Origin of the sequence: Acidovorax sp. K2F (genome assembly GCF_025246485.1) — a bacterium.
In the GTDB taxonomy this organism is placed as follows: domain Bacteria; phylum Pseudomonadota; class Gammaproteobacteria; order Burkholderiales; family Burkholderiaceae_C; genus Acidovorax; species Acidovorax delafieldii.
Genome location: NZ_JAOBSQ010000058.1, coordinates 1 through 21,856 on the forward strand (window position 1 = coordinate 1; position 21,856 = coordinate 21,856).

The window sequence follows — 21,856 nt, forward strand, 5'->3', positions numbered from 1 at the left end:
TTGGCGAAGCAAAGAAAAGTACCTCGCCCGCCGGGGCGACAACCCGGCTCCCGCCGTGCGCACAGGCATGCCACCAAATCAGCGAGCAAGCCCCGACAACCACTCCTAATTTAATAGCTTCCAGTGCTTATCTCACAGGCACTAGAAGCCAAAAATAATCAAACCTCCGCCCGCCCCAACCACTTCTCCCGCGCAATATAAGCCCGCACCCCCAGCCCCATGAACGGCGGCGGCGGCATGCGCGTCGGCCCACCCAAGGCCACGGCATGCGCCAGCAACGGGTGGTCCTGCCCCAGCGCCAAATCCGCAGCCAGAGCCCCCAGGGCCGTGAACTTGACCACCCCCGCCCCATTGCACCCCGCAACGCCATGCACCTGCGGGGCCAGCCGCCCCCAGCGCGGTGCGCCATTGCGGGTGATGGCGATCGAGCCTTCCCAGAAATGCTCCAACGCCACATCGGCCAGCTGCGGAAAACGCGCCGCAAACACGGCCGCGTGCTCACGCCGCACCCGCTCGCGCATCGCAGGGCTGACGCGGAACTGCGGCGCATATTCAAAGCCCTGGCGCACCAGAATGCGGTGGTCGTCCGTGTAGCGCAGCGTGGCCCCCGTGACGGCGCTGGCGGGCGTCACGCCCCAGCCCTCGGGCGCGCCCAGGCGGCTGCGCTGCTCGGGCGTGAGTGGCGCCGTGAGCGAGCCAAAGGTGACCAGCGGAAACGTCTCTGCCCCCCAGGCGCTGCCAAACAGCCCCAGCTGCTGCGCAAACCCATTGGCCGCCAGCAACAGTTGCGGCGTACGCACACGGCCCTGCGGGGTGTCCGCCATCACCTTGCTGCCTGACAGGTCCAGCCGCTGCACGGGTGTGTGCTCGTACAGGGTGACGTTGGCAGGCAGCGCATCGGCCAGGCCCCGGCACAGCGCGGCGGGGTTGAGCAGCACGGTGCCCGGCGTGTAGAGCCCGGCCGCAAAGTAGCGGGTGCCCAAGCGCGCGGCCAGGGCGTTGCGGTCCAGCAGCTCGTGCGTTGCACCCAGGGCGCGCAGCTCATCCACATGGTGCTGCAGCGTGCGCTCGGCGGCGGGCGAGACGGCGCAGTGGTACTTGCCTGCGCGGCGCCATTGGCAGTCGATGCGGTGCTGCGCCACCAGCAGCTCCAGGTCGTTCATGCCTGCCGTGAGCAAGGCTTGGTAGTGCGCGGCCTGGCGCAGTTCTTCGAGCGAGCTGCCGATGTTGTGCGGCACATCAATAGCAAAGCCCGAGTTGCGGCCCGATGCGTTGTTGCCCACGGTGCCTGCGTCCACCACCACGATGTGGGCGTGGGGGCGCAGCTCGGCCAGGCGGCGCGCGGCGGCCAGGCCCGCAAAGCCCGCGCCCAGCACCAGCCAATCGGCCTGCACATCGCCCTGCAGCGCAGGGCGCGGCGTGCGCGGGGGCAGGATGGCGGACCAGCCGTTGGTGGCGTCGTCGTTGGGCAGGCGCAAAGGCGGGGAGGCAGCAGCGGCCGCCATCACCGTGCCGCACTGGTCAGGCGGCACAGCTGCAAGGCCAGGCGCTGCAGGGCCTGCCAGCCGTCTTGCGGCCAGTCGGGCTGCTTGAGGCCTTTGACGATGCCATCCACCGTGTGGGCCGACTGCAGCAAGCGCGCCAGGGCGGCGTCGCTGGCCTTGGGCAGGATGCGTTCAAACAGCCGCTCCTTGGGGCCCCAGATGCGGTTTTCGCGCAGCGCCATGGGCAAGGGGCGGCCGGCGTTCATCGCGTCTTTCACGCGCTTGAGGGCGCGGATGTCTTCGGCCAGCGCCCAGTGCACCAGCACTTCGGCTTCGCCCTCGGCCTGCAGGCCATCCAGCATGCGCTGCACGCGGGCCGTCTGCCCGGCCAGCACCGACTCTGACAGCTTGAACACGTCATAGCGCGCCACGTTGAGCACGGCGGCTTCGACCTGGGCTTGGGTCAGTTCACCCGCCGGGTGCAACAACGCCAGTTTCTGGATCTCCTGGTGCGCGGCCAGCAGGTTGCCTTCCACGCGATCGGCAAAAAACTGCAGGGTGCGCTGGCCTTCCTCCCCCGCGACCACACGCTGGCCCTGCGCGGCCAGGCGCGCTGCGATCCACTGTGGCAGTTGGCCGCGCTCGATGGGGTCGATCTGAATCGACGTGCCGTTACCCTCCAGCGCGGCAAACCAGGCACCGGTTTTGGTGGCTTTATCGAGGCGCGGCAGCATGACCATGGTGAGGGTGCTGTCGTTACCCCGGGCCGATTCGGCGATCTGCTGCAGCGCCACGCTGCCGTCCTTGCCGGGCTTGCCCGAGGGAATGCGGATCTCGACGATCTGCTTGTCGGCAAAAAGGCTGAGTGACCCGCCGGCCGCCAGCACCGCACTCCAGTCGAAATGGGCACCGGCCACGGTGTAGCTGCTGCGCTCGGTGTAGCCCTGGGTGCGAGCGGTGGCGCGGATGGCGTCGGCCGCCTCTTGCTGGAGCAAGGGCTCGTCGCCATGCAGGACATAAAGCGGCGACAGGCCCCGTTGAAGATGCTGAGAGAGTTGGGCCAGGGCGACTTGCATGCGGCAAAGTTTATCGCCTGGGCAGACCCGGCATTGCGCAAATTGCCAGCGTATGCCCTCACAGTGCACAAGAGAGGTCACGAACCGATCAGCTGCGGCGCTGTTCATTGGCGCCCAAAGCCCTGAGAATTCCCCCGGGCGCCCGCGCCCTTCCCGCTCACTGCCAAACCCAGAAAGTCAGACCGCCATGCCCCCCACCGCCCTGCGCAGCGCCCAGCCCACCAGCCTGATCGGCGCCCCCACCGACATCGGCGCCGGCGCACGCGGCGCCTCCATGGGGCCCGAGGCCTTGCGTGTGGCCGGCCTGCAGGCGGCGCTGGAGTCCCACGGGCTGCAGGTGTTTGACCGGGGCAACCTGAGTGGCCCCGCCAACCCGTGGCAGCCACCCGTAGACGGCTACCGCCACCTGCCCGAGGTGGTGGAATGGAACCAGCGCGTGTTCGACGCGGTGTATGCAGAACTGCAGCTGGGCCACCTGCCCGTCCTGCTGGGTGGCGACCACTGCCTGGGCCTGGGCAGCATCAGCGCCGTGGCCCGCCATTGCGCGGAGGTGGGCAAAAAACTGCGGGTGCTGTGGCTCGATGCCCATGCCGACTTCAACACCAGTGCACTGACCCCCAGCGGCAATGTGCATGGCATGCCCGTGGCCTGCCTGTGCGGTTTCGGCCCCGAGGCGCTGACCGGGCTGGCCCGCATGCCGGGCGGTGGCCCGGCGCTGCACCCGTCGCAGATCCGGCAGATCGGCATCCGCAGCGTGGACGCGGGCGAAAAGCGCTTTGTGCACGAGCAGGGCCTGGAGGTGTTCGACATGCGCTACATCGACGAGGTGGGCATGCGCCAGACCATGCAGCAAGCGCTGGCCGGTCTGGATGCACACACCCACCTGCATGTGAGCTTTGATGTGGACTTTCTGGACCCCGACATTGCCCCCGGGGTGGGCACCACGGTGCCCGGTGGCCCCACTTACCGCGAGGCGCAGTTGTGCATGGAGATGATTGCCGACAGCGGGCGCCTGGCATCTCTGGACATTGTGGAACTGAACCCCGCACTGGATGTGCGCAACCGCACGGCCGTGCTGGCGGTGGACCTGGTGGAGTCGCTGTTTGGCAAGAGCACGCTCATGCGCGTGCCCTCGCACGGCCAGGGGCCGACGCTGAGCGCGTGAGCGCCTGAGCGCGCATATTCTTAGAGCAGCTCACAAAACTCAGCGAAGCGGCCATGGCCAGGCGTTTCGCCGCAGGCAGCACGACTAGTACGACAAGGCGAGACAACGACGCCAGGGGAGTTCTGTGAGCTGTTCTTAGCGCTTGGCTGCTGCGAGCCGGCGCATGAGCTGCTGCACCAGGTCGGTCCGCATGTCGCGGTAGAGCAGCGCCTCTTCGGCCTCCTTGGCCAGCGCAATGGTTTCGTTGTAGCTGATGTCGCGCTGCTGCAGCAGCTCGGTGTCCGGGATCAGCTCCACGCCGGTGGGCGTGCGCAGGCGGAACTTGATACGCAAGCGCAGTTGCAGCTCGCGCACCTGTCCCGACGCATTGAGGCCCACCACCACACGCTCCTGCTGCTCCTGCAGCAGATCGAAGATGGCCTCTGCCGTCGGCATGCTGGCCGGGTCGCGCAGCAGTTTGAGCTGGCTGCCCGATCCGTCGAGTGTGCGCTGCAGCTCACGCGCCAGCGGCGAGCTGGCAGGGGCCGCGATGTAGAGCGAGCCAAACCCGAACTCCGGCACGCCACGCAGCCGGAATCCGCAGGCAGACAACAGGGCCACCGGGGCCAGACTGAGCAGTGTGCGTTTGTTCATGGGGTCAGACCACCACGTTCACCAGGCGACCTGGCACCACGATCACGCGTTTCGGATGAGCACCTGCGGCCTGGGCCACAAAGGCCTCGCTGGCCAGCGCAATGCGCTCGATCTCGGCCTTGTCGGCCTGGGCGGGTACATGGATGGATCCGCGCAGCTTGCCGTTGACCTGCAGCATGAGTTCGATCTCGTCCTGCACCAGCGCACCGGCATCCACCTGCGGCCAGGGCGCATCGAGCAGGTCGCCCAGCGCACCGGCGTAGCCCAGGCCCGTCCACAGGCTGTGGGCGATGTGGGGTGTGGCGGGGTACAGGCAGCGCAGCAGGATGCCAAAGCCTTCGATCAGCGCCACCTGGGCACCGGCCGAGTCCATGGCCTTGAAATCTTCGAGCGCGTTGATCATCTTCATCGCGCCGGAGACCACGGTGTTGTACTGCATGCGCTGGTAGTCGTAGTCCACCTGCTTGAGCACGTTGTGGATCTCCAGGCGCAGGGCCTTGGCGTCCTTGCCAAACTGCACGTCCTGCAGGCTGCTGGCACCGGCCACGCTGGCCATGGCAGCCTCGCGGTCGATGGCCGAGAGCTTGAGGCCGAAGTTCCACACGCGGCGCAGGAAGCGGTAGCTGCCTTCCACCGCAGCGTCGTTCCACTCCAGCGTGGCTTCGGGCGGCGCGGTGAACATGGTGTACAGGCGGGCCGTGTCGGCGCCGTACTTCTCGATCAGGTCCTGCGGGTCCACGCCGTTGTTCTTGGACTTGGACATGGTGCCCACGCCCTCGTAGTCGATGGGCGTGCCCACGGGCAACATGCCGTCGCCGCTGGTGGCTTCGTTCTTGAGCTTGGCACCGATGATCTTGCCGCCTTCATCGAGCACATGCTCCACGTCGTGCGGCCAGAAGTAGTCCTTGCCGCCCTTGGCGGTGCGGCGGCTGTAGATGTGGTTGAGCACCATGCCTTGTGTGAGCAGCTTGGTGAAGGGCTCATCGACCTTGACCAGGCCCAGGTCACGCATGACCTTGGTCCAGAAGCGGGCGTACAGCAGGTGCAGGATGGCGTGTTCGATACCACCGATGTACTGGTCCATCGGCATCCAGTAGTCGGCACCACCGGCCACCATGGCGTCCGCATTCTTGGGGTCGCAGTACCGCATGAAGTACCACGAGCTGTCCACGAACGTGTCCATGGTGTCCGTCTCGCGGCGGGCAGCCTTGCCACACACGGGGCAGGTCACGCCCGCGTGGAAGCCTTCGTGCTTGTGTAGCGGGTTGCCCGAGCCGTCGGGGATGCAGTCTTGCGGCAGCACCACGGGCAGGTCTTTTTCGGGCACAGGCACGGCGCCGTGCTCGTCGCAGTGGATGATCGGGATCGGCGTGCCCCAGTAGCGCTGGCGGCTCACGCCCCAGTCGCGCAGGCGCCAGGTGGTCTTCTTCTCGCCCAGGCCCTTTTGCTCCAGCGCATGGGCCACGGCGTTCACGGCTTCCTTGTACGACAGGCCGCTGAAGCTGTCGGAGTTGATGGTGACGCCGCGCTGCTTGTCGCCATACCAGTCGTTCCACTGGTGGTAGTCAAAGTGCTCGCCATCGACCAGCACAACCTGCTTGATCTCGATGCCGTACTTGAGGGCGAACGCGAAGTCGCGCTCATCATGGGCAGGCACGCCCATCACGGCGCCGTCGCCATAGCCCATCAGCACGTAGTTGCCGACCCAGACCTCGACCTTTTCGTCGGTGAGCGGGTGCGTGACGAACAGGCCCGTGGGCACGCCCTTTTTCTCTTGCGTGGCCAGCTCGGCCTCGGTGGTGCCGCCGCTCTTGCACTCTTCGATGAAGGCTTGGAGCGCAGGGTTGGTTTTGGCGGCATGTGCGGCCAGCGGGTGCTCGGGCGCCACGGCGCAGAAGGTCACGCCCATGATGGTGTCGGCGCGCGTGGTGAACACGTACATCTTGCCGTCGCCGATCAGCGCGCCGTCGTCGCCCGCGATGTCGTGCGTGAACGCAAAGCGCACGCCCTCGCTCTTGCCGATCCAGTTCTCCTGCATCAGCTTCACGCGCTCGGGCCAGCCGGGCAGCTTGTCGCCCGTCACAAAACCCAGCAGCTCTTCAGCGTAGTCGGTGATCTTGAGGTAGTAGCCAGGGATTTCGCGCTTTTCCACGGTGGCGCCGGTGCGCCAGCCCTTGCCGTCAATCACCTGCTCGTTGGCCAGCACGGTCTGGTCCACGGGGTCCCAGTTCACGACCTGGGTCTTGCGGTAGGCAATGCCCCTTTCGAGCATTTTCAGGAACAGCCACTGGTTCCACTTGTAGTACTCGGGGTCGCAGGTGGCGACTTCGCGGCTCCAGTCGATGGCCAGGCCCATGGCCTGCATCTGCTTCTTCATGTACGCGATGTTTTCGTACGTCCACTTGGCAGGCGGCACACCATTTTTCAGCGCGGCGTTTTCGGCGGGCAGGCCGAACGCGTCCCAGCCCATGGGCATCAGGACGTTGTGGCCGTTCATGCGCAGGTAGCGCGTGAGCATGTCGTTGATGGTGTAGTTGCGCACGTGGCCCATGTGCAGCTTGCCGCTGGGGTAGGGCAGCATGGAGCAGGCGTAGAACTTCTTCTTGCTCGTGTCTTCCGTAACGCGGTAGGCGTCGGTAGCGGTCCAGTGGTCGTGCGCCGCGCGTTCGACGTCTTGGGGAGAGTATTTGTCTTGCATGGGGGCTCGGGGGTGAGAGAAGAGTGCAGCCGCAGGGCCGCGCTGCAGGGATTTTAGGCGGTCAGGGACTGGCACCGGCGTGCCAGCAGCCGGGGTGGGTCAGCGGGACGGGGCTGGAGACGCAGGCGACACAGGATTCGCTGCAGGTTCGGCCACAAATCCGATGCGCTGCAGCCCAGCCAGGTGGGCCGCGCCCATGACTTCGACCACGCGGCCATAGGGCACGGCAGCGTCGGCGCGCAGTTGCACCTCGGTGTCGGGGCGCTCGGCGCCAATGCGGCGCAAGCGCTCGGCCAGCGCAGCCTGCGACAGGGGCTGGTCATCCAGAAAGGCCTGCCCCGAGGCATCGACCACCAGCGTGACGAATTGCGGGGCCGTGCCGGGCGTGGCGCCCTCGGTGCGCGGCAGGTCCAGCCGGATGGAGCTGGCCAGCAGCGGTGCCGTGAGGATGAAGATGACCACCAGCACCAGCATTACGTCCACCAGCGGCGTCATGTTGATGTCGCTCATGGGCTGCGGCCCGGTGGTACGTTCAAGTCTTCCGAAGGCCATGGCGCGGTCAAGCTTCCTGGAGCTCAGGGCCGAGGATCGGCGGGGACAGAGGTGTCAATGATCAGCTCTCGCAGATCGCGCGCAAACCCTTCCAGGTCAGCCTCAATGCGACCGAGCAAGCGGCCAAATACGTTGTAGGCCAGCACGGCAGGGATTGCCACGGCCAGCCCAGCCGCCGTCATGACCAGGGCCTCGCCCACCGGGCCGGAAACGCGATCAATGGTGATCTGCCCCGCGCCTGCCATGGCGGTGAGCGCATGGTATATGCCCCACACGGTGCCCAGCAGCCCCACAAAAGGAGCCGTGGAGCCCACCGTGGCCAGCAGCACCTGGCCAAACTGCAGGCGTCCCAGCACATCGTGCAGGGCATCGCGCAGCACCCGCGTGAGCCGCTGCGACAGGCTGCCTGCCGTGGCCAGCGTGGGCTGGGCCATGCCGTCGTGATTTGCTATCAAATTTGCAGCAACTACCAAAGGAAGCACTAGCGCATCCCGGTCAAAAGACTGCAAACGTTGCTGCGCGAGGGCCAGCGAGGGCGCCTGCCAGAACGCGGCCGTGCAGCGGGCCACGTCGGCACTGGCGCGGCGCATAAGCCGCAGCTTCCACACAATGACCACCCAGCTTGCCACCGACATGGCCAGCAAGACCAGTGCCGCACTTTGCGTCACGGCATCGCCCTGGCGCCACCAGTGGAGCGCGTCCATGGGAGTCGGCGGATCAGTGCAAGCCCAGCACGTCGAACATGTCGAACATGCCAGTCTTGTGGGCCGCCAGGAAGCGCACAGCGCGCAAGGCGCCCTGCGCGTACGTGGCGCGGCTAGAGGACTTGTGCGTGACCTCGATGCGCTCGCCGATGCCCGCAAACAGCACGGTGTGGTCGCCCACGATGTCGCCACCACGGATGGCAGCAAAGCCGATGCTGGAGGGGTCGCGCTCGCCCGTCACGCCTTCGCGGGCGTACACGGCGCAGTCCTTGAGGTCGCGGCCCAGGGCCTCGGCAATCACCTCGCCCATCTTGAGCGCGGTGCCCGAGGGTGCATCGACCTTGTGGCGGTGGTGGGCTTCGATGATTTCGATGTCGTACCCCGTGGCCATGGCCTTGGCGGCCATTTGCAGCAGCTTGAGCGTGACGTTCACACCCACGCTCATGTTGGGCGAGAACATGATGGCGGTGCGCTGTGCGTAGGCGTCGAGTTCGGCCTTTTGCGCATCGGTGAAGCCGGTGGTGCCGATGACGGCCTTCACGCCCAGCTGGCTGCACACGGCCAGGTGGGCCAGCGTGCCCTCGGGGCGGGTGAAGTCAATAAGCACCTCGGCGTTCTTCAGGCCGGCCGCCACGTCGGCCGTGATGGCCACACCGCTGGCATAGCCCAGAAAGGCGGTGGCGTCCGAGCCGATGGCCGGGCTGGCGGCCACATCCAGTGCACCGGCCAGCACGCAGTCGTCGCTGGCGCGGATGGCCTCGATCAGCATGCGGCCCATGCGGCCCGAAGCCCCGGCGACGGCTACACGGAGGGGGGATGCCGCGGGAGCCGCAGGCGAAGAAGTCGCGGTCATGAAAAGATCCTGTTCATTGATAGGGCAGCCAGCGCACCGGGCTCACTGCCAGAGCCGCAAGGTTCAGCGCGCGGGCGCTTCAAGCGGCGGGTAACTGGTGGCGGCAGGCAATGTCGGCGGTGTGGCCGCTGCTGGCGCGGGGCGCTCCTTGACCGGGTACTTGGCCAGTTGCTCCGGCGTGGCCTCCAGCACCGGCACCTTGCCCTTGGCACCGTCGCGCGCACCCAGCGTGGCGACGAACTCGGTCTCGGTCGGCATTTCATCGCCTTCGGAGCGCTCCAGGGCATCGCCCTTGAAGAACACGGTCAGCTTGCGGGTCTGAATCTCTTCGCCAGGGCGTTTGAGCGTAAACACGTACTCCCAGCGGTCCGCATGGAACAGGCTGGTGACCAGCGGCGTCCCGAGAATCTCACGAACCTGCTGGCGGCTCATGCCGGGCTGCAGGGCTTCGACCTGCTCGCGGGACACGAAATTGCCCTGCACCACGTCCACCCGGTAGGGCTTGACGATGTTGGCGATGCGGCTGCTGGCGCCATCCAGACTGCCGCAACCGGTCAGGGCGGCCATGCTGGCACCGATCAACACAACCAGGCCCAGACGGGCGCTGTAACGGGCTTGGACGGGCATGGGTAAAAGGCCAAAGGATATGATCGTCCCATTGTAGCGGCAGCCCCTCCGGACCCTGAGCCGGTTGCCCGCCCCCGAAAGAGCCAGCCATGACCAATATCGACGAACTCAAAAGCACGGGACTCAAGGCCACACTGCCCCGACTGAAGATTCTGGAGATTTTCCAGAAGGGTGCGCAGCGCCACATGACGGCCGAAGACGTGTTCCGCGTGCTGCTGGAAGAGCGCTCGGACATCGGCCTGGCCACGGTGTACCGGGTGCTCACACAATTCGAGCAGGCCGGCATCCTGATCCGCAGCAATTTCGAGAGCGGCAAGGCGGTGTACGAGCTCAACGAAGGGCAACACCACGACCACTTCATCTGCACTTCGTGTGGCAAGGTGGAAGAGTTTTACGACCCCGAGATCGAAAAGCGGCAGCATGCGGTGGCCAAGGCCAAGGGCTGGCTGGTGCAGGACCACACCATGGCGCTGTACGGGCAGTGCGCCGACTGCGCTAAGAAATGACTCCCCCCTGAGCCACCTTCGGCGTCTTCCCCCCCAAGGGGGACGCTCCCGGCGCGGCGGGGCGGCCCTTGCGCGGCAGCCCTGTTATGGGCCGCGCCAGTTTTGGTGGCCTGAGCGCCGCTAGCCGCCCGTATCGCGCTCCATGGCACGGCGATGGCGTTCGACAAACTCTTGGTAGGTGTCGATGCCGCGCAGTTGCAGGATGGTGTTGCGCACGGCGGCCTCGACCAGCACGGCGATGTTGCGGCCGGCGACCACCTGGATCACGACCTTGAGCACCGGCACGCCCAACACGTCCTGCGTGAGCGGCTCGTAGGGCAGACGCTCGTAGTCACGCTCCAGCGTCTCCTTACGCACCAGGTGCACGATGAGCTTGAGGCGCATCTTGCGGCGCACCGCCGTCTCGCCAAAGATGGCGCGGATATCGAGCAGGCCGATGCCGCGCACTTCCAGCAGGTTTTGCAGCAGCTCGGGGCACTTGCCTTCGATGGTGGTCTGGTTGATGCGGAACAAATCCACGGCATCGTCGGCCACCAGGCCGTTGCCGCGCGAGATCAGCTCAAGGCCCAGCTCGCTCTTGCCCAGGCCCGACTCGCCGGTGATCATCACGCCCAGGCCCAGAATATCCATGAACACACCATGCATGGTGGTGCGGTCAGCGAAGTGCTTGGACAGGTAGGCGCGCAGCACGTCGATGACAAACGCTGACGACTCGTGCGTGGAAAACATCGGAATCTGCGCGCGCTCGCACATCGACACCAGCGCGTCGGGTGCGGTCTGGTTGTCAGCCAGCACCAGCACGGGGGGTTCCAGCGTCACGATACGGGCGATGCGGCGCTTGCAATCGTCAGGGGAGGCGTTGCTCAGGTACGCAATCTCGCGCTCGCCGAGGATCTGGACCCGGTACGGATGGATGTAGTTGAGATAGCCGACCAGGTCGGCGCCGGAACGCGCGGAGCGCACGGCCACTTCGTCAAAACGGCGCTCGGACGCTCCGAGACCTGCCACCCACTCCCACTTCAGGGGGCCGCGAAATTCCTCGAAAAGAACATCGGCGCTGACAACATTGGGCTTCACGGCAGGTCAGTCAGGGTGATCAGCGCAGGCGGCGGGGAAAGCACTCAGGCCGTTTGGGTGGATTGCCAGCCCGCGATCATGCCGTGCAGTTCGGCGGCATCAGCGCAGGCCTTGAGTTTTTCGCGCAAGGCAGAGTCGCTGAGCAACTCGGCAATCTCGGAGAGGATTTCCAGGTGCTTTTGCGTGGCCGCCTCGGGCACCAGCAAAAAGATCAGCAGACCCACCGGCAACTCGTCCGGCGCATCGAACCCAATGGGATTGAGCAACTGAAACACGGCCGCCATCGGGGCCTTGAGGCCTTTGATGCGCCCATGGGGAATGGCCACGCCATGACCGAGCCCGGTGGAGCCCAGGCGTTCGCGAGCAAACAGACTGTCGGTGATCAGCGCCCGGGAGAGGCCGTGCTGGCTCTCGAACAGCAGACCCGCTTCTTCAAAAGCACGCTTCTTGCTGGTGGCGTCCACGCTCACAAGCACTTGAGCGGAGGGCAGGATGGAGGCGAGTCGGTTCATGGTCAAGGGTAACAATTATGCACATATTGGCGAAAACCCTGAGCGCGGCGCGTCAGGCAACAAAAAAACCGCCCGAGAGGGGCGGCTGCTGTGCCAGGCTCAGGGCTGGCGCATCAAGCGTGCAGTTCGCGCTTGGCGGCTTCGTGGTGGTGATCTTGCAAACGGTCCTTGTGGCGGACCACCTGACGGTCCATCTTATCGACCAGTTCGTCCACAGCCGCATACAGGTCGGCGTGGGAGCTTTCGGCAAACAGGTCGCTGCCCTTCACGTGGATGTTGCATTCCGCTCGCTGTCTCTTTTCCTTTTCCTTTTGCTTCTCTACCGTCAGCAGTACCTTGACATCGACAACTTGGTCAAAATGGCGGGTGATCCGGTCCAGCTTGGTGGTGACGTAGTTGCGCAAGGCGGGAGTAACTTCGAGGTGGTGACCGCTGATCGTCAAGTTCATAAATAAGTCTCCTGTGGCTCTCGGTGGAAAAACGCCGTCCTGGATCAGAGGAGCGGCTCGGCGAACTTGGATGCATCTGTTGTTGACGTCGTGGGTTCACTATGCCCCTGCCCTCCCTGAAATGCAATCCCATACCGCCGCAGGCCGCTGGGTTATGCCCGGCAAGGTGCCAAGCACCCGAAAAGCGCGCACAATGGGCGGATTGAAGGGGCTGGCCAAAGTGCAGCGCAAACCCTTCCCTTGTCACCGTGCCGACGGCGCCGCGCCATGCAGCGTGAGGCGTCCCACCACCAGCATAGACAGCAGGCTGGCGCCGATGCCCACCAGCGCAGCCACCCAGTAGTTCTGTACCAGCCCCTGCGCATCGCGGCTGATCAGCACCCCTCCCACAAAAGACGCAACACCCATCGCCGCCGATTGCACGGAGGCGTTCAGCGTCATGAAGGTCCCCCGCAAAGGCGCGTGCGCCGCAGAGGCAATGATGGCCATGCCGGGAATCATGCGGCCACTGACAAAAGTGAACATCAGCGTGGACACCATCAACACGCCCCACAGCGGCAACCCCTGCACCAGCGTGATACCCAGGATGCAGGGAAGGCCTGCGAGGGCCAGCCACCGGAAGGTGGGCACCTTGCCATGCCGGTCTGTCATGCGCCCGAACAGCCGTGCCGTGAACAAGGTCACCACCCCGCCACACAGGTACACCAGCGGCACCTGATCGGCGCGCACACCCGCATTGGTCTGCATGTAAATGGTGATGTAGGGAATCACCGTAAAACCTGTAAACATCAGCAACGCCGAGAAAAGAAATGCCCACCGGTGGTTGCCATCCGCCAGCACCTGGGTGATACCGCTCAACACAGACCGCCCGTTGGCAGCCTGCACATGGCCCGCCATGGTCGGTAGCGTGCGGGCCGCCTGCACGGCCAGCACTCCCACCATGGCGGCAATGCCAATGAACGGCAGGTTCCAGCCCCCGTACTGCGCGAGGATCAGCCCCAGGGGCACGCCAGCCACCGTGGACACAGAAAACGACGTCATCACGATGCCCATGGCACGCCCTCGCCGCTCAAAGGGCACCACGTCCGCCACGATGGTCTGCGACAAGGCCGACAGCACGCCGCCAAAAGTCCCCGCGAGAATGCGTGCCACCATCAGCGTGCCGTACGTGGGCGCGAGGCCACAGGCCAGCGTCGCCAGCCCAAACAGGCCATAGAGCACCAGCAGAAGCCGCTTGCGACCGAAGCGATCGATGTAAGTCGAAGCCAGCAGGCCTGACGCCCCCGCCGACAGCGTGTAGGCAGACACCAGCAAACCAAACTGCGCGTCGGTGATCGCAAACAGCTGCGTGAGCTGCGGGCCCAGCGGCATCATGATCATGAAATCCAGGATGTGGGTGAACTGGATGCCTGCCAGCGTCAGCAGCAGCCACAGTTCGCGGCGGGGAGAAAGCTCAGGCGTAGAAGAAGACACAGCAGACGGCCGCAGGGGCCCAGGCAGGTTCAGGGCCGCCCAGTGTGCCGCATGCCTGCCCGGAACACACCCTTCTCGGCGCATTCCCCGCAGAAACCGCCGCCCTTCAGAGCGGCGCGTAAAATCCACCGGTTGCGCCCAGGCGTCCCCTGCCGCGCGCCCCTTTCCCCTACGTTCTTCGGACTGCCCGCAGCGGACACCCACCGCCCACACCGACACCATGACCCAGCCCAGCTCCACCGCCCTGCACACTTCGGCCCTGACTTCGCTGCCCCTGCTGGCACGCGGCAAGGTGCGTGACAACTACGCCGTGGGCGACGACCGCATCCTGATGGTGGCCAGCGACCGCCTGTCGGCCTTCGACGTCATCATGGGCGAGCCTATCCCCGGCAAGGGCGAGCTGCTCACCCAAATGGCCCTGTTCTGGTTCGACAAGCTCGGCCACATCTGCCCCAATCACCTCACAGGCGACGCACCCGAGAGCGTGGTGAGCCCCGAGGAAGCCCCTCAAATCCGTGGCCGCTCGATGCTGGTCCAGCGCCTCCAACCCATCCCGGTCGAAGCCGTGGTGCGCGGCTACCTGGCTGGCAGCGGCTGGAAGGAATACCAGGAATCGCGCTCGGTCTGCGGCGTGCCCCTGCCCGAAGGCCTGACCAACGCCGCCAAGCTGCCCGAACCCATCTACACGCCCGCCGCCAAGGCCGCCATGGGCGAGCACGATGAGAACATCACCTTCGAGCGCACGGTGGAGATGATTGGCCTGGACCTGGCCACCCGCATCCGCGATCTGAGCATTGCCATCTACAAGGCCGCGGCCGACATCGCGCTCACCAAGGGCATGATCATTGCCGACACGAAATTCGAGTTTGGCCTGGCCCCTGACGGCACGCTGGTGCTGATGGACGAAGTACTCACCCCCGACAGCTCCCGCTACTGGCCAGTGGAGGGCTACGCTGAAGCCCTGGCCAAGGGCGAGAACCCCCCCAGCTACGACAAGCAGTTTGTGCGTGACTGGCTGGAGCAGGCCCAGGTCAACGGCAAGCCCTGGGACAAGACCCCTCCATCGCCCCGCCTGCCCCAGGCGGTGATTGAAAAGACGGCGGCGAAGTACCGTGAGGCCCTGGAGCGGCTGACAAGCTGACCTGCGCTGCGGCCAACGCCCGTGCAGCTTTAAAAAAGGCCCTTGAAGGGCCTTTTTTCTTTGGAGTGCGCCTTCTCAGCTCAGCACCACACTCGACAACCGCCGGCGGTAGGTGGCCACCACCGGGTCTTCGGGGGGGATCTGGCCCTCGGCGACCTTGGGCTTGGGCGCCTCGATCAGTTCGAGGATGGCGACGTAGGTCTTTCGGGCGATCTCTTCGCTCCACGCCTTGTCGCGCATGAGGATTTCGAGCAGCTCGTCCATGGCGTCGGTCCAGCGCTGCTGGGAGATGAGCCAGCGGGCGCGGGCATAGCGGGTGTCAAAATCCCGCTTGTTCGCAGCGATTTTTGCCTCAAATCCGGCCTCAGCGCTAGCGTCATATGCGCCAGACGCTACAAAATCAAGAGCATCCATCCAGGTCTTAAGGGCCCCCAGCTTGCGCGACATGGCGGCCTTGGCAATCACGGGAGCAAAAGCCACCTTGGCATCGTCCTCGCGCCCCAACTGCAGCAGCAGCTTGACGTAGTCAAAGCGTGCGTCATCGTTGGCGGGGTCGGTCACGACGGCATGCTGCAGCTTCTCCAGTGCGGTGCCGGTATCACCTTCGGCCAGAGCTTCCTGCGCCTCTTCTTCCTCGGCCTCGGCCACCATCTCCTCAGCGGTGGGGACGTGCTTGTCGAGGAAGGCGCGTACCTGGCCTTCGGGCAAGGCGCCCATGAAACCATCGACAGGCTGACCGTTCATCAGCAGGACGCAGGTAGGAATGCTGCGGATACCGAACATGCCCGCCAGCTGCTGTTCCTGGTCGGAGTCGATCTTGGCGAGCTTGAAGCGGCCCGCGTATTCCGTCTCCAGCTTCTCCAGCACCGGCCCCAGGGACTTGCAGGGGCCACACCAGGGCGCCCAGAAGTCCACCAGCACGGGCACGTTCATCGAGGCGGCAACCACCTCGGCTTCAAAGTTCTCTACGGTGACGTCAATCATGATGGTGTGGGGCCCGAGGCCTATGGAGCGGTTTGCGCGCTATTTTGGCCCATCGAAACAGCCCCACACCCGCCAGGGAGGCGCAAAAAGTAAAATCGCGGGTTCTACCTACAGCGGCTGGGCAGGCAAGGCCTGCCGGCCAGCACCTTCCACACCATGAAACCCATCCAGATCGGCGTGGTCATGGGTTCCAGCAGCGACTGGGACACCATGCAGCATGCAGTGCAAATCCTTGAACAGTTCGGCATCGCGCACGAGGCCCGCGTGGTGTCGGCCCACCGCATGCCCGACGACATGTTTGCCTACGCCGAGGCCGCCGCCGGCCGGGGGCTGAAGGCCATCATCGCCGGGGCCGGCGGTGCTGCACACCTGCCCGGCATGATCGCCGCCAAGACCACCGTGCCCGTGCTGGGCGTGCCCGTGGCCAGCCGCCACCTGCAGGGTGTGGATTCGCTGCACTCCATCGTACAAATGCCCAAAGGCATCCCCGTGGCGACGTTTGCCATCGGCACCGCTGGTGCGGCCAACGCCGCCCTGTTTGCTGTGGCCCTGCTGGCCAATGAGAGCCCCGAGCTGCGCCAGCGCCTGGAAGCCTTCCGCGCCGAGCAGACGGAAGTGGCCCGCAACATGACCCTGCCGCCCGCCGCATGAGCGCCGCCATGCAACCCTTGCTCCCCGGATCGACGTTGGGTGTTCTGGGTGGCGGCCAGCTGGGCCGCATGTTCGTGCACCAGGCCCAGGCCATGGGCTACTTCACGGCTGTGCTCGATGCCGACCCCACCAGCCCTGCCGGGCTGGTGAGCCACCACCACATCCAGACAGGTTACGAAGACCCGCAGGGCCTGGCCGAGCTGGCCCGCCTGTCGGATGCGGTGACCACCGAGTTCGAGAACGTACCCGCCGCTGCACTGGCCACCCTGGCCGCGAAACGCCCCGTGTCGCCCGCCGCCAGCGCTGTGTCGGTGGCGCAGGACCGTGCACGCGAGAAGGCGCACTTTGTGGCCTGCGGCGTGCCCTGCGCGCCGTATGCGGTGATCGAAACGGCAGAACAACTGACCGCTGTATCGACCGACCTGCTGCCAGGCATTCTGAAAACGGCCCGTATGGGCTACGACGGCAAGGGCCAGGTGCGCGTGAAGACGCCCGCCGAGCTGGCCGCCGCCTGGGATTCGGTCGGCCAAGTGGCCTGCGTGCTGGAGAAGATGCTGCCGCTGCAGCTGGAATGTTCCGTCATCGTGGCGCGTGGTGCCGATGGGACGATGGTGCACCTGCCGGTGCAGCGCAACCTGCACCGCGACGGCATCCTGGCCGTGACTGAGGTTTATGAAGGAAATCTGCCGCAAGCGCTAGTGGATCAAGCGGTAGCCGCTGCAAAATCTGTAGCAGAAGGCCTGCAGTATGTGGGCGTGCTGTGTGTGGAGTTCTTCGTGCTGCAGGACGGCAGCCTGGTGGTCAACGAGATCGCCCCGCGCCCGCACAACAGCGGCCACTACAGCCAGAACGCCTGCGATGTGTCGCAGTTCGAGCTGCAGGTGCGCACCATGGCCCGCCTGCCGCTGACGCAGCCGCGCCAGCACAGCGCCGCCGTCATGCTGAACCTGCTCGGCGACCTGTGGTTTGCCCACGGCGACGCGGCGCAGACCCCGCCCTGGGCCCAGGTACTGGCCCTGCCCGGCACCCACCTGCACCTGTATGGCAAGCGCGACGCCAAGCGCGGCCGCAAGATGGGGCACCTGAACATCACCGCCGCCACCCCCGAGGCTGCGCGCGCCACGGCCCTGCAGGCCGCAGCACTGCTGGGCATCGAGCCCTTCTGAGCCAGGCTGTTTCCATGATTCTCGACGGCAACGACCCCCAGGCCATCGCCACCGCTGCACGCGCAGTGCGCAGCGGCGCCCTGCTGGGTCTCCCCACCGAAACGGTGTATGGCCTCGCGGCCGATGCCAGCAGCGATACCGCCGTGGCGCAGATCTTTGCCGCGAAGGGGCGGCCCAGCGACCACCCGCTGATCGTGCACGTGGCCAATGCCGAGGGCATTGCGCATTTCGCCAGTGAAGTGCCCGGCTTTGCACAAAAGCTCGTTGATGCCTTCTGGCCCGGCCCGCTCACGCTCATCCTGCCGCGCTTGCCCGGCGTAGCCACCGCCGCCACCGGCGGGCAGGACAGCGTGGGATTGCGCTGCCCCGCGCACCCCGTGGCCCACGCACTGTTGGTGGCCTGCGCAGCCGCTGGCGACAGCAATGAGGCCGGCGGCCCTCCCGTGTGGGGCGTTGCCGCCCCCAGTGCCAACCGTTTTGGCCGCGTGAGCCCCACCACCGCCCAGCATGTGCAGGACGAGCTGGGCGCCGACCTGCTGGTGCTGGACGGCGGGCCCTGCGACGTGGGCATTGAAAGCACCATCGTGGACTGCACGCGTGGTGTGCCCGTGCTGCTGCGGCCCGGCGCCATCACCCGGGCGCAGATTGCGGCCGCTTGCGGCATGGCCCCGCTGTCCAAGGAAGACATCCCCACGGCCACACCCCGCGCCTCGGGCACGCTGGAGGCTCACTATGCCCCCAGCGCCAAGGTGCGGCTGATGGACGCGAAGGCGCTGCAGACCAGCCTGGACCTGCTGGGTACCGATGCCGCCCACATTGCGATCTATGCCCGCGCTGCGTTGCGCAGTCGGTCCTCCAAGCTGGTCATGCGGCGCATGCCCGATGACGCGGCTGCCACGGCGCAGCAGCTGTTCGCCGTGCTGCGCGGTTTTGACGACGAGGGCGTGAAGCTGATCTGGATCGAGACCCCGCCGGCGAGCCCCGACTGGGAGGGCGTGCGCGACCGCCTGCAGCGCGCCTCCGCCGCCTGACCGGGCACGATGGCGCCGCTTTACATCCGTTGACTTTGCGTCGTTAAACTACCCCCCACTTTTCTGGAGAAATACATGGCAGCAAATTGGATGCGCCGCACCATCATGGTCGCCGCATGTGCGTCGGCCGCGTTGCTCGCGGCCTGCGGTTCCAGCACCACCGAATCGGCCATCACGCCCCAGCGCTTCATTGCGTTCGGCGACGCCATGAACGATGTGGGGCAAAACGGCTCGCGTTACACCGTCAATGACGGCAGCGTCAACAACTGGACCCTGCAGGTGGTGGCCAACTACGGCAAGTCGCTCGCCCCGGTCTCTGCAGGCGGCCTGAGCTACGCCACTGGCAATGCCCGCGTCAGCGCCAAGCCCGATGCGGCCGGCAATGCCAGCACCCGCACCGTCACCGAACAGATCGACGCCTTCCTGGCTAGCGGCAGCTTTGCAGCCACTGATGTGGTGATGGTGAGCGGCGGTGTCAGCGACGTGATCGCCGGCATGGCCGCTGTGAACGCAGGCACCCAGACCCAGGACGCCATGGTGGCCGCCGCCCGCAAGGCTGGGGAGGACCTGGCTGCACAGGTGCGCCGCCTGGTGACGGCGGGCGCCAAGTATGTGGTGGTGACCGGCACCTACGACCTGAGCAAGACCCCCTGGGCCAAGACCATTGGCCGCGAAGCCCTGCTGAGCAACGCCAGCAGCCGCTTCAACGAAGGCCTGCTGGTGGGCATCGTGGACCTGGGCGCCAACGTGCTGTACGTGGACTCGGCCTACTACGTGAACCTGTACACCAGCGTGCCTGGCAACTACGGCTTCAACAACTCCACGGCAGCAGTGTGCACGTCGGTGGACGCGAACAACGGTATCGGCATCGGCGCGGGCCAGGTCAATTCGGCCCTGTGCACGTCGTCCACGCTGCTGTCAGGCGCGAACGCCACCTCGTTCGTGTTTGCCGACAGCGTGTACCTCACGCCATCGGCCCAGCGCCAGTTTGGCACCTACGCCTACGACCGCCTGCGCGCACGCTGGTAAGCCGGCGCGCTCCGCGCTCCACCCAGCAAAAAGCCGCCCAGTGGGCGGCTTTTTTGTGGGCCATCGATCTGCCCCGGATGAAGGTCAGAACCGATACGCCACGCCCAGCGCCACCACATTGGGGTTGAGCTTGACGTCGATGGTCTGGCCCGTGGACAGGGTGTTGCGGGTCTTCACAAAGGTCTTGTAGTACGCCACATCCAGCGACCACTGGTCGTTGAGCGCAATGCTCACACCCACCTGCGGCGTGAGGCCAAACCGGGATTCAGCGCTCAGCGTGGTGGGGCGCGAAGGGCTGCCGCCGGTGAGCCCTGTCAGCGCTGCGGTGCCGCGCTCCTTGAAGAACTTGGCGTAGGTCACGCCCAGGCCCACGTAGGGGCGCACCCGCGCATTGGCCTCCAGAAAGCGGTACTGCGCGAACACGGTCATGGGCAGCACCTTGACCTCGCCGATCTTGCCCACGCCGGCGATGGCTCCGGCGCCCATGATGTTGTGCTTGAAAGGCAGTGCCAGGGGCACGTCCACCGCCCAGTGGTCGGTGAGCATGTAGGTGATGCCGCCAGCCAGCTGCGTGTCGGCATGCACGTCCACCTTGGTGCCCGTGAAGCTGGGCGCGGACAGGTCGCCACTGGTGACCTGGGGCGCGATTTGCGTGGCGCCTGCGCGCACCAGCCAGCTGCCAGCGGTCTGGGCCTGCGCGCCGCCGGACAGGATGAGCGCCAGTGCGGCCCCAACGCCAGCCAGGGAAGGGGTGATGGTTTTGTTTTGCATGGTGTTTGAACCCTTCAACAGCCGATTACAGCCAACCCGCACGGGCCAGCGAACGCGAGACCAACTGGCTGACCAGCTGGTGGCCATACGGCGTGGGGTGGAAACTGTCGGAGAACGCATAGGTCTTCCACCAGTCCGCGCCGCCCGTGGCGCCTGCGGGCGGCGTCTGTGCCGACAAAGCTGCCGCCGTGCACGTGGGGAAGGTATAGGTGGGCAGGCCGTCAGCACCTTGGCCGGTGATGGGGCACGCGGTGTTCTTGGCATTGGTCAGCCCGAACTGCGCGGGGTTGGCCACCTGGTCGTTGAACGAGGTGTAGAAGTCCACCACCACCACCTTGCTGTTGCCCGCAAAACGTTTGGCCAGTTGGGCGTTGAAGGCTTCAAGCCAGGCCTTAAGCAGCCCCTGCACTTGCGCGCTGGCGGCGGCGCCGGCCGACGCCGTGATGCCACCGAGCACCTGTTGCAGACGCGGCGTCTTGTCGATGGCGGGCATGTTGAGCACCGCCACACGCTGCGCGCCCTTGCTCAAGGCATTGGCTTCGATCGCGTCGTGGAACTTGTCAGCCAGCGCCACCATGTAGGCGCCGCCCACCTGGGCCTGGCCCGTAGCACCGCCCGCCAGGCCGGCGTTCACCGTGGCCGCAGGCAACAGGGTGGAGAGCACCGCACCGAAGGTCTTGCCGCCATCCTTGGAGGCCGACAGGTAGGCACCGATGAGGTCCGCAGCGTCGTTGCCGCCACCGTCGATCAGCAACAGGTCCCCCGCGCTGAAGCCGTCAGCCCCTGCGTCGGTCAGCTGCTTGACGATGGAGACAGGCGATGCAGGCGCCGTGAAGTTGTTGATGCGACCGCCACCAATGGCGTAGTTGGTGCAGCCCGCCGCGTTGTTGAACGCGCTGCCGGTGGACACATAGCGGGGGCAGAGCGTGTTTGCGTAGCTGCTGGCCACCAGCTCGGGCCAGATGGGTGTGGACGCCGGGCCTGTGGGGGCACTGCCCTGCACCGTGAACTTGAAGCCAAACGTGCCGCTGTCGGCAATGCTGTCACCCATGACCTTGACGGTCTTGATGGGCGCCACCGGCGAGGTGTCGGCACCGCCGCCCCCACACGCCAGCAGCAGCGATGCTGCCGCCAGAGAAACCCACAAAGCCTTGCGCTGAAAAACCATCGGTATCACTCCTGTTATCGTAAAAATAGAACGACCGTGCTATTCGTGGCAAATCATATTCGCCAGCGCAAAAAAGCCCCACCGGGTAAACACCGGTGGGGCTTAG

Annotated in this window: 22 protein-coding genes; 7 read left to right on the forward strand and 15 right to left on the reverse strand. The window is 65.8% G+C overall.

Features of this window, described 5'->3' with window-relative positions:
• Window positions 1-158: 158 nt before the first annotated feature.
• Together N4G42_RS22675 and holA are read right to left on the reverse strand one after the other, a co-directional pair.
• Window positions 159-1,532: an NAD(P)/FAD-dependent oxidoreductase gene (locus tag N4G42_RS22675; protein ID WP_260668817.1), complete on the reverse strand. Its 1,374-nt coding sequence runs from the start codon at window positions 1,530-1,532 to the stop codon at window positions 159-161.
• On the reverse strand, window positions 1,505-2,560 hold the full coding sequence (gene holA, locus N4G42_RS22680; RefSeq protein ID WP_056068083.1) for a DNA polymerase III subunit delta: 1,056 nt from the start codon (window positions 2,558-2,560) through the stop codon (window positions 1,505-1,507). Before holA ends, N4G42_RS22675 begins: the two co-directional genes overlap by 28 nt.
• A gap of 187 nt (window positions 2,561-2,747) precedes the next feature.
• On the opposite strand from holA, the gene rocF reads away from it, so the two are divergent.
• Window positions 2,748-3,725 (forward strand): arginase, encoded by a 978-nt coding sequence (rocF, locus tag N4G42_RS22685; RefSeq protein ID WP_146870697.1) that lies wholly within the window; start codon window positions 2,748-2,750, stop codon window positions 3,723-3,725.
• 135 nt (window positions 3,726-3,860) lie between these two features.
• On the opposite strand, the gene lptE is transcribed toward rocF, so the two are convergent.
• From lptE to N4G42_RS22715, 6 genes are all read right to left on the reverse strand, one after another.
• Window positions 3,861-4,358, reverse strand: a complete 498-nt coding sequence (lptE, locus tag N4G42_RS22690; RefSeq protein WP_056068079.1) for an LPS assembly lipoprotein LptE — start codon at window positions 4,356-4,358, stop codon at window positions 3,861-3,863.
• A gap of 4 nt (window positions 4,359-4,362) precedes the next feature.
• Window positions 4,363-7,056: a leucine--tRNA ligase gene (gene leuS, locus N4G42_RS22695; RefSeq protein ID WP_260668818.1), complete on the reverse strand. Its 2,694-nt coding sequence runs from the start codon at window positions 7,054-7,056 to the stop codon at window positions 4,363-4,365.
• A 99-nt stretch (window positions 7,057-7,155) separates the two neighbouring features.
• On the reverse strand, window positions 7,156-7,608 hold the full coding sequence (locus tag N4G42_RS22700; protein WP_108498735.1) for an ExbD/TolR family protein: 453 nt from the start codon (window positions 7,606-7,608) through the stop codon (window positions 7,156-7,158).
• 23 nt (window positions 7,609-7,631) lie between these two features.
• Entirely contained in the window at window positions 7,632-8,312 is a 681-nt protein-coding gene (locus N4G42_RS22705; protein ID WP_260668819.1) for a MotA/TolQ/ExbB proton channel family protein, read from the reverse strand.
• Between the two features lie 13 nt (window positions 8,313-8,325).
• Window positions 8,326-9,165, reverse strand: coding sequence for a 4-hydroxy-tetrahydrodipicolinate reductase (dapB, locus tag N4G42_RS22710; RefSeq protein WP_108498733.1), 840 nt, complete (start codon window positions 9,163-9,165; stop codon window positions 8,326-8,328).
• 63 nt (window positions 9,166-9,228) lie between these two features.
• Complete coding sequence (locus N4G42_RS22715) at window positions 9,229-9,792, reverse strand: outer membrane protein assembly factor BamE (RefSeq protein ID WP_260668820.1); 564 nt, start codon at window positions 9,790-9,792, stop codon at window positions 9,229-9,231.
• Window positions 9,793-9,881: 89 nt separating this feature from the next.
• Between N4G42_RS22715 and fur the strand changes: the two genes are divergently transcribed.
• Complete coding sequence (fur, locus tag N4G42_RS22720; RefSeq protein WP_056068069.1) at window positions 9,882-10,298, forward strand: ferric iron uptake transcriptional regulator; 417 nt, start codon at window positions 9,882-9,884, stop codon at window positions 10,296-10,298.
• 120 nt (window positions 10,299-10,418) lie between these two features.
• Here the strand turns inward: fur and hprK are convergent, their stop codons facing one another.
• The 4 genes from hprK to N4G42_RS22740 all read right to left on the reverse strand — a co-directional run bounded on the left by hprK (window position 10,419) and on the right by N4G42_RS22740 (window position 13,809).
• A complete protein-coding gene (hprK, locus tag N4G42_RS22725; RefSeq protein WP_056068067.1) occupies window positions 10,419-11,375 on the reverse strand; it encodes an HPr(Ser) kinase/phosphatase in 957 nt (318 codons plus the stop codon).
• Between the two features lie 44 nt (window positions 11,376-11,419).
• Window positions 11,420-11,887 carry a PTS sugar transporter subunit IIA gene (locus N4G42_RS22730; RefSeq protein ID WP_056068066.1) on the reverse strand — a complete coding sequence of 156 codons (468 nt, stop codon included), beginning with the start codon at window positions 11,885-11,887 and terminating at the stop codon, window positions 11,420-11,422.
• A 113-nt stretch (window positions 11,888-12,000) separates the two neighbouring features.
• Window positions 12,001-12,336, reverse strand: a complete 336-nt coding sequence (gene hpf, locus N4G42_RS22735) for a ribosome hibernation-promoting factor, HPF/YfiA family (protein WP_015016131.1) — start codon at window positions 12,334-12,336, stop codon at window positions 12,001-12,003.
• A 243-nt stretch (window positions 12,337-12,579) separates the two neighbouring features.
• The gene (locus N4G42_RS22740; RefSeq protein WP_260668821.1) at window positions 12,580-13,809 is read right to left on the reverse strand and encodes an MFS transporter; all 1,230 of its coding nucleotides are present in this window, start codon (window positions 13,807-13,809) and stop codon (window positions 12,580-12,582) included.
• Window positions 13,810-14,029: 220 nt separating this feature from the next.
• On the opposite strand from N4G42_RS22740, the gene N4G42_RS22745 reads away from it, so the two are divergent.
• Window positions 14,030-14,950 carry a phosphoribosylaminoimidazolesuccinocarboxamide synthase gene (locus tag N4G42_RS22745; protein ID WP_121941261.1) on the forward strand — a complete coding sequence of 307 codons (921 nt, stop codon included), beginning with the start codon at window positions 14,030-14,032 and terminating at the stop codon, window positions 14,948-14,950.
• 75 nt (window positions 14,951-15,025) lie between these two features.
• Here the strand turns inward: N4G42_RS22745 and trxA are convergent, their stop codons facing one another.
• Window positions 15,026-15,934 carry a thioredoxin gene (gene trxA / locus N4G42_RS22750; protein ID WP_260668822.1) on the reverse strand — a complete coding sequence of 303 codons (909 nt, stop codon included), beginning with the start codon at window positions 15,932-15,934 and terminating at the stop codon, window positions 15,026-15,028.
• 156 nt (window positions 15,935-16,090) lie between these two features.
• On the opposite strand from trxA, the gene purE reads away from it, so the two are divergent.
• The 4 genes from purE to N4G42_RS22770 all read left to right on the forward strand — a co-directional run bounded on the left by purE (window position 16,091) and on the right by N4G42_RS22770 (window position 19,811).
• A complete protein-coding gene (gene purE / locus N4G42_RS22755) occupies window positions 16,091-16,585 on the forward strand; it encodes a 5-(carboxyamino)imidazole ribonucleotide mutase (protein ID WP_055395445.1) in 495 nt (164 codons plus the stop codon).
• Window positions 16,582-17,751, forward strand: coding sequence for a 5-(carboxyamino)imidazole ribonucleotide synthase (locus tag N4G42_RS22760; protein WP_260668823.1), 1,170 nt, complete (start codon window positions 16,582-16,584; stop codon window positions 17,749-17,751). Before purE ends, N4G42_RS22760 begins: the two co-directional genes overlap by 4 nt.
• Before the next feature lie 14 nt (window positions 17,752-17,765).
• Window positions 17,766-18,782 carry an L-threonylcarbamoyladenylate synthase gene (locus N4G42_RS22765; RefSeq protein WP_260668824.1) on the forward strand — a complete coding sequence of 339 codons (1,017 nt, stop codon included), beginning with the start codon at window positions 17,766-17,768 and terminating at the stop codon, window positions 18,780-18,782.
• A 75-nt stretch (window positions 18,783-18,857) separates the two neighbouring features.
• On the forward strand, window positions 18,858-19,811 hold the full coding sequence (locus tag N4G42_RS22770; protein WP_260668825.1) for an SGNH/GDSL hydrolase family protein: 954 nt from the start codon (window positions 18,858-18,860) through the stop codon (window positions 19,809-19,811).
• Between the two features lie 84 nt (window positions 19,812-19,895).
• Here N4G42_RS22770 and N4G42_RS22775 read toward each other — a convergent pair whose 3' ends face one another.
• Both N4G42_RS22775 and N4G42_RS22780 read right to left on the reverse strand, forming a co-directional pair.
• Window positions 19,896-20,582 (reverse strand): OmpW family protein, encoded by a 687-nt coding sequence (locus N4G42_RS22775; protein ID WP_260668826.1) that lies wholly within the window; start codon window positions 20,580-20,582, stop codon window positions 19,896-19,898.
• Between the two features lie 25 nt (window positions 20,583-20,607).
• On the reverse strand, window positions 20,608-21,750 hold the full coding sequence (locus N4G42_RS22780) for an SGNH/GDSL hydrolase family protein (protein WP_260668827.1): 1,143 nt from the start codon (window positions 21,748-21,750) through the stop codon (window positions 20,608-20,610).
• Between the last annotated feature and the right edge of the window lie 106 nt (window positions 21,751-21,856).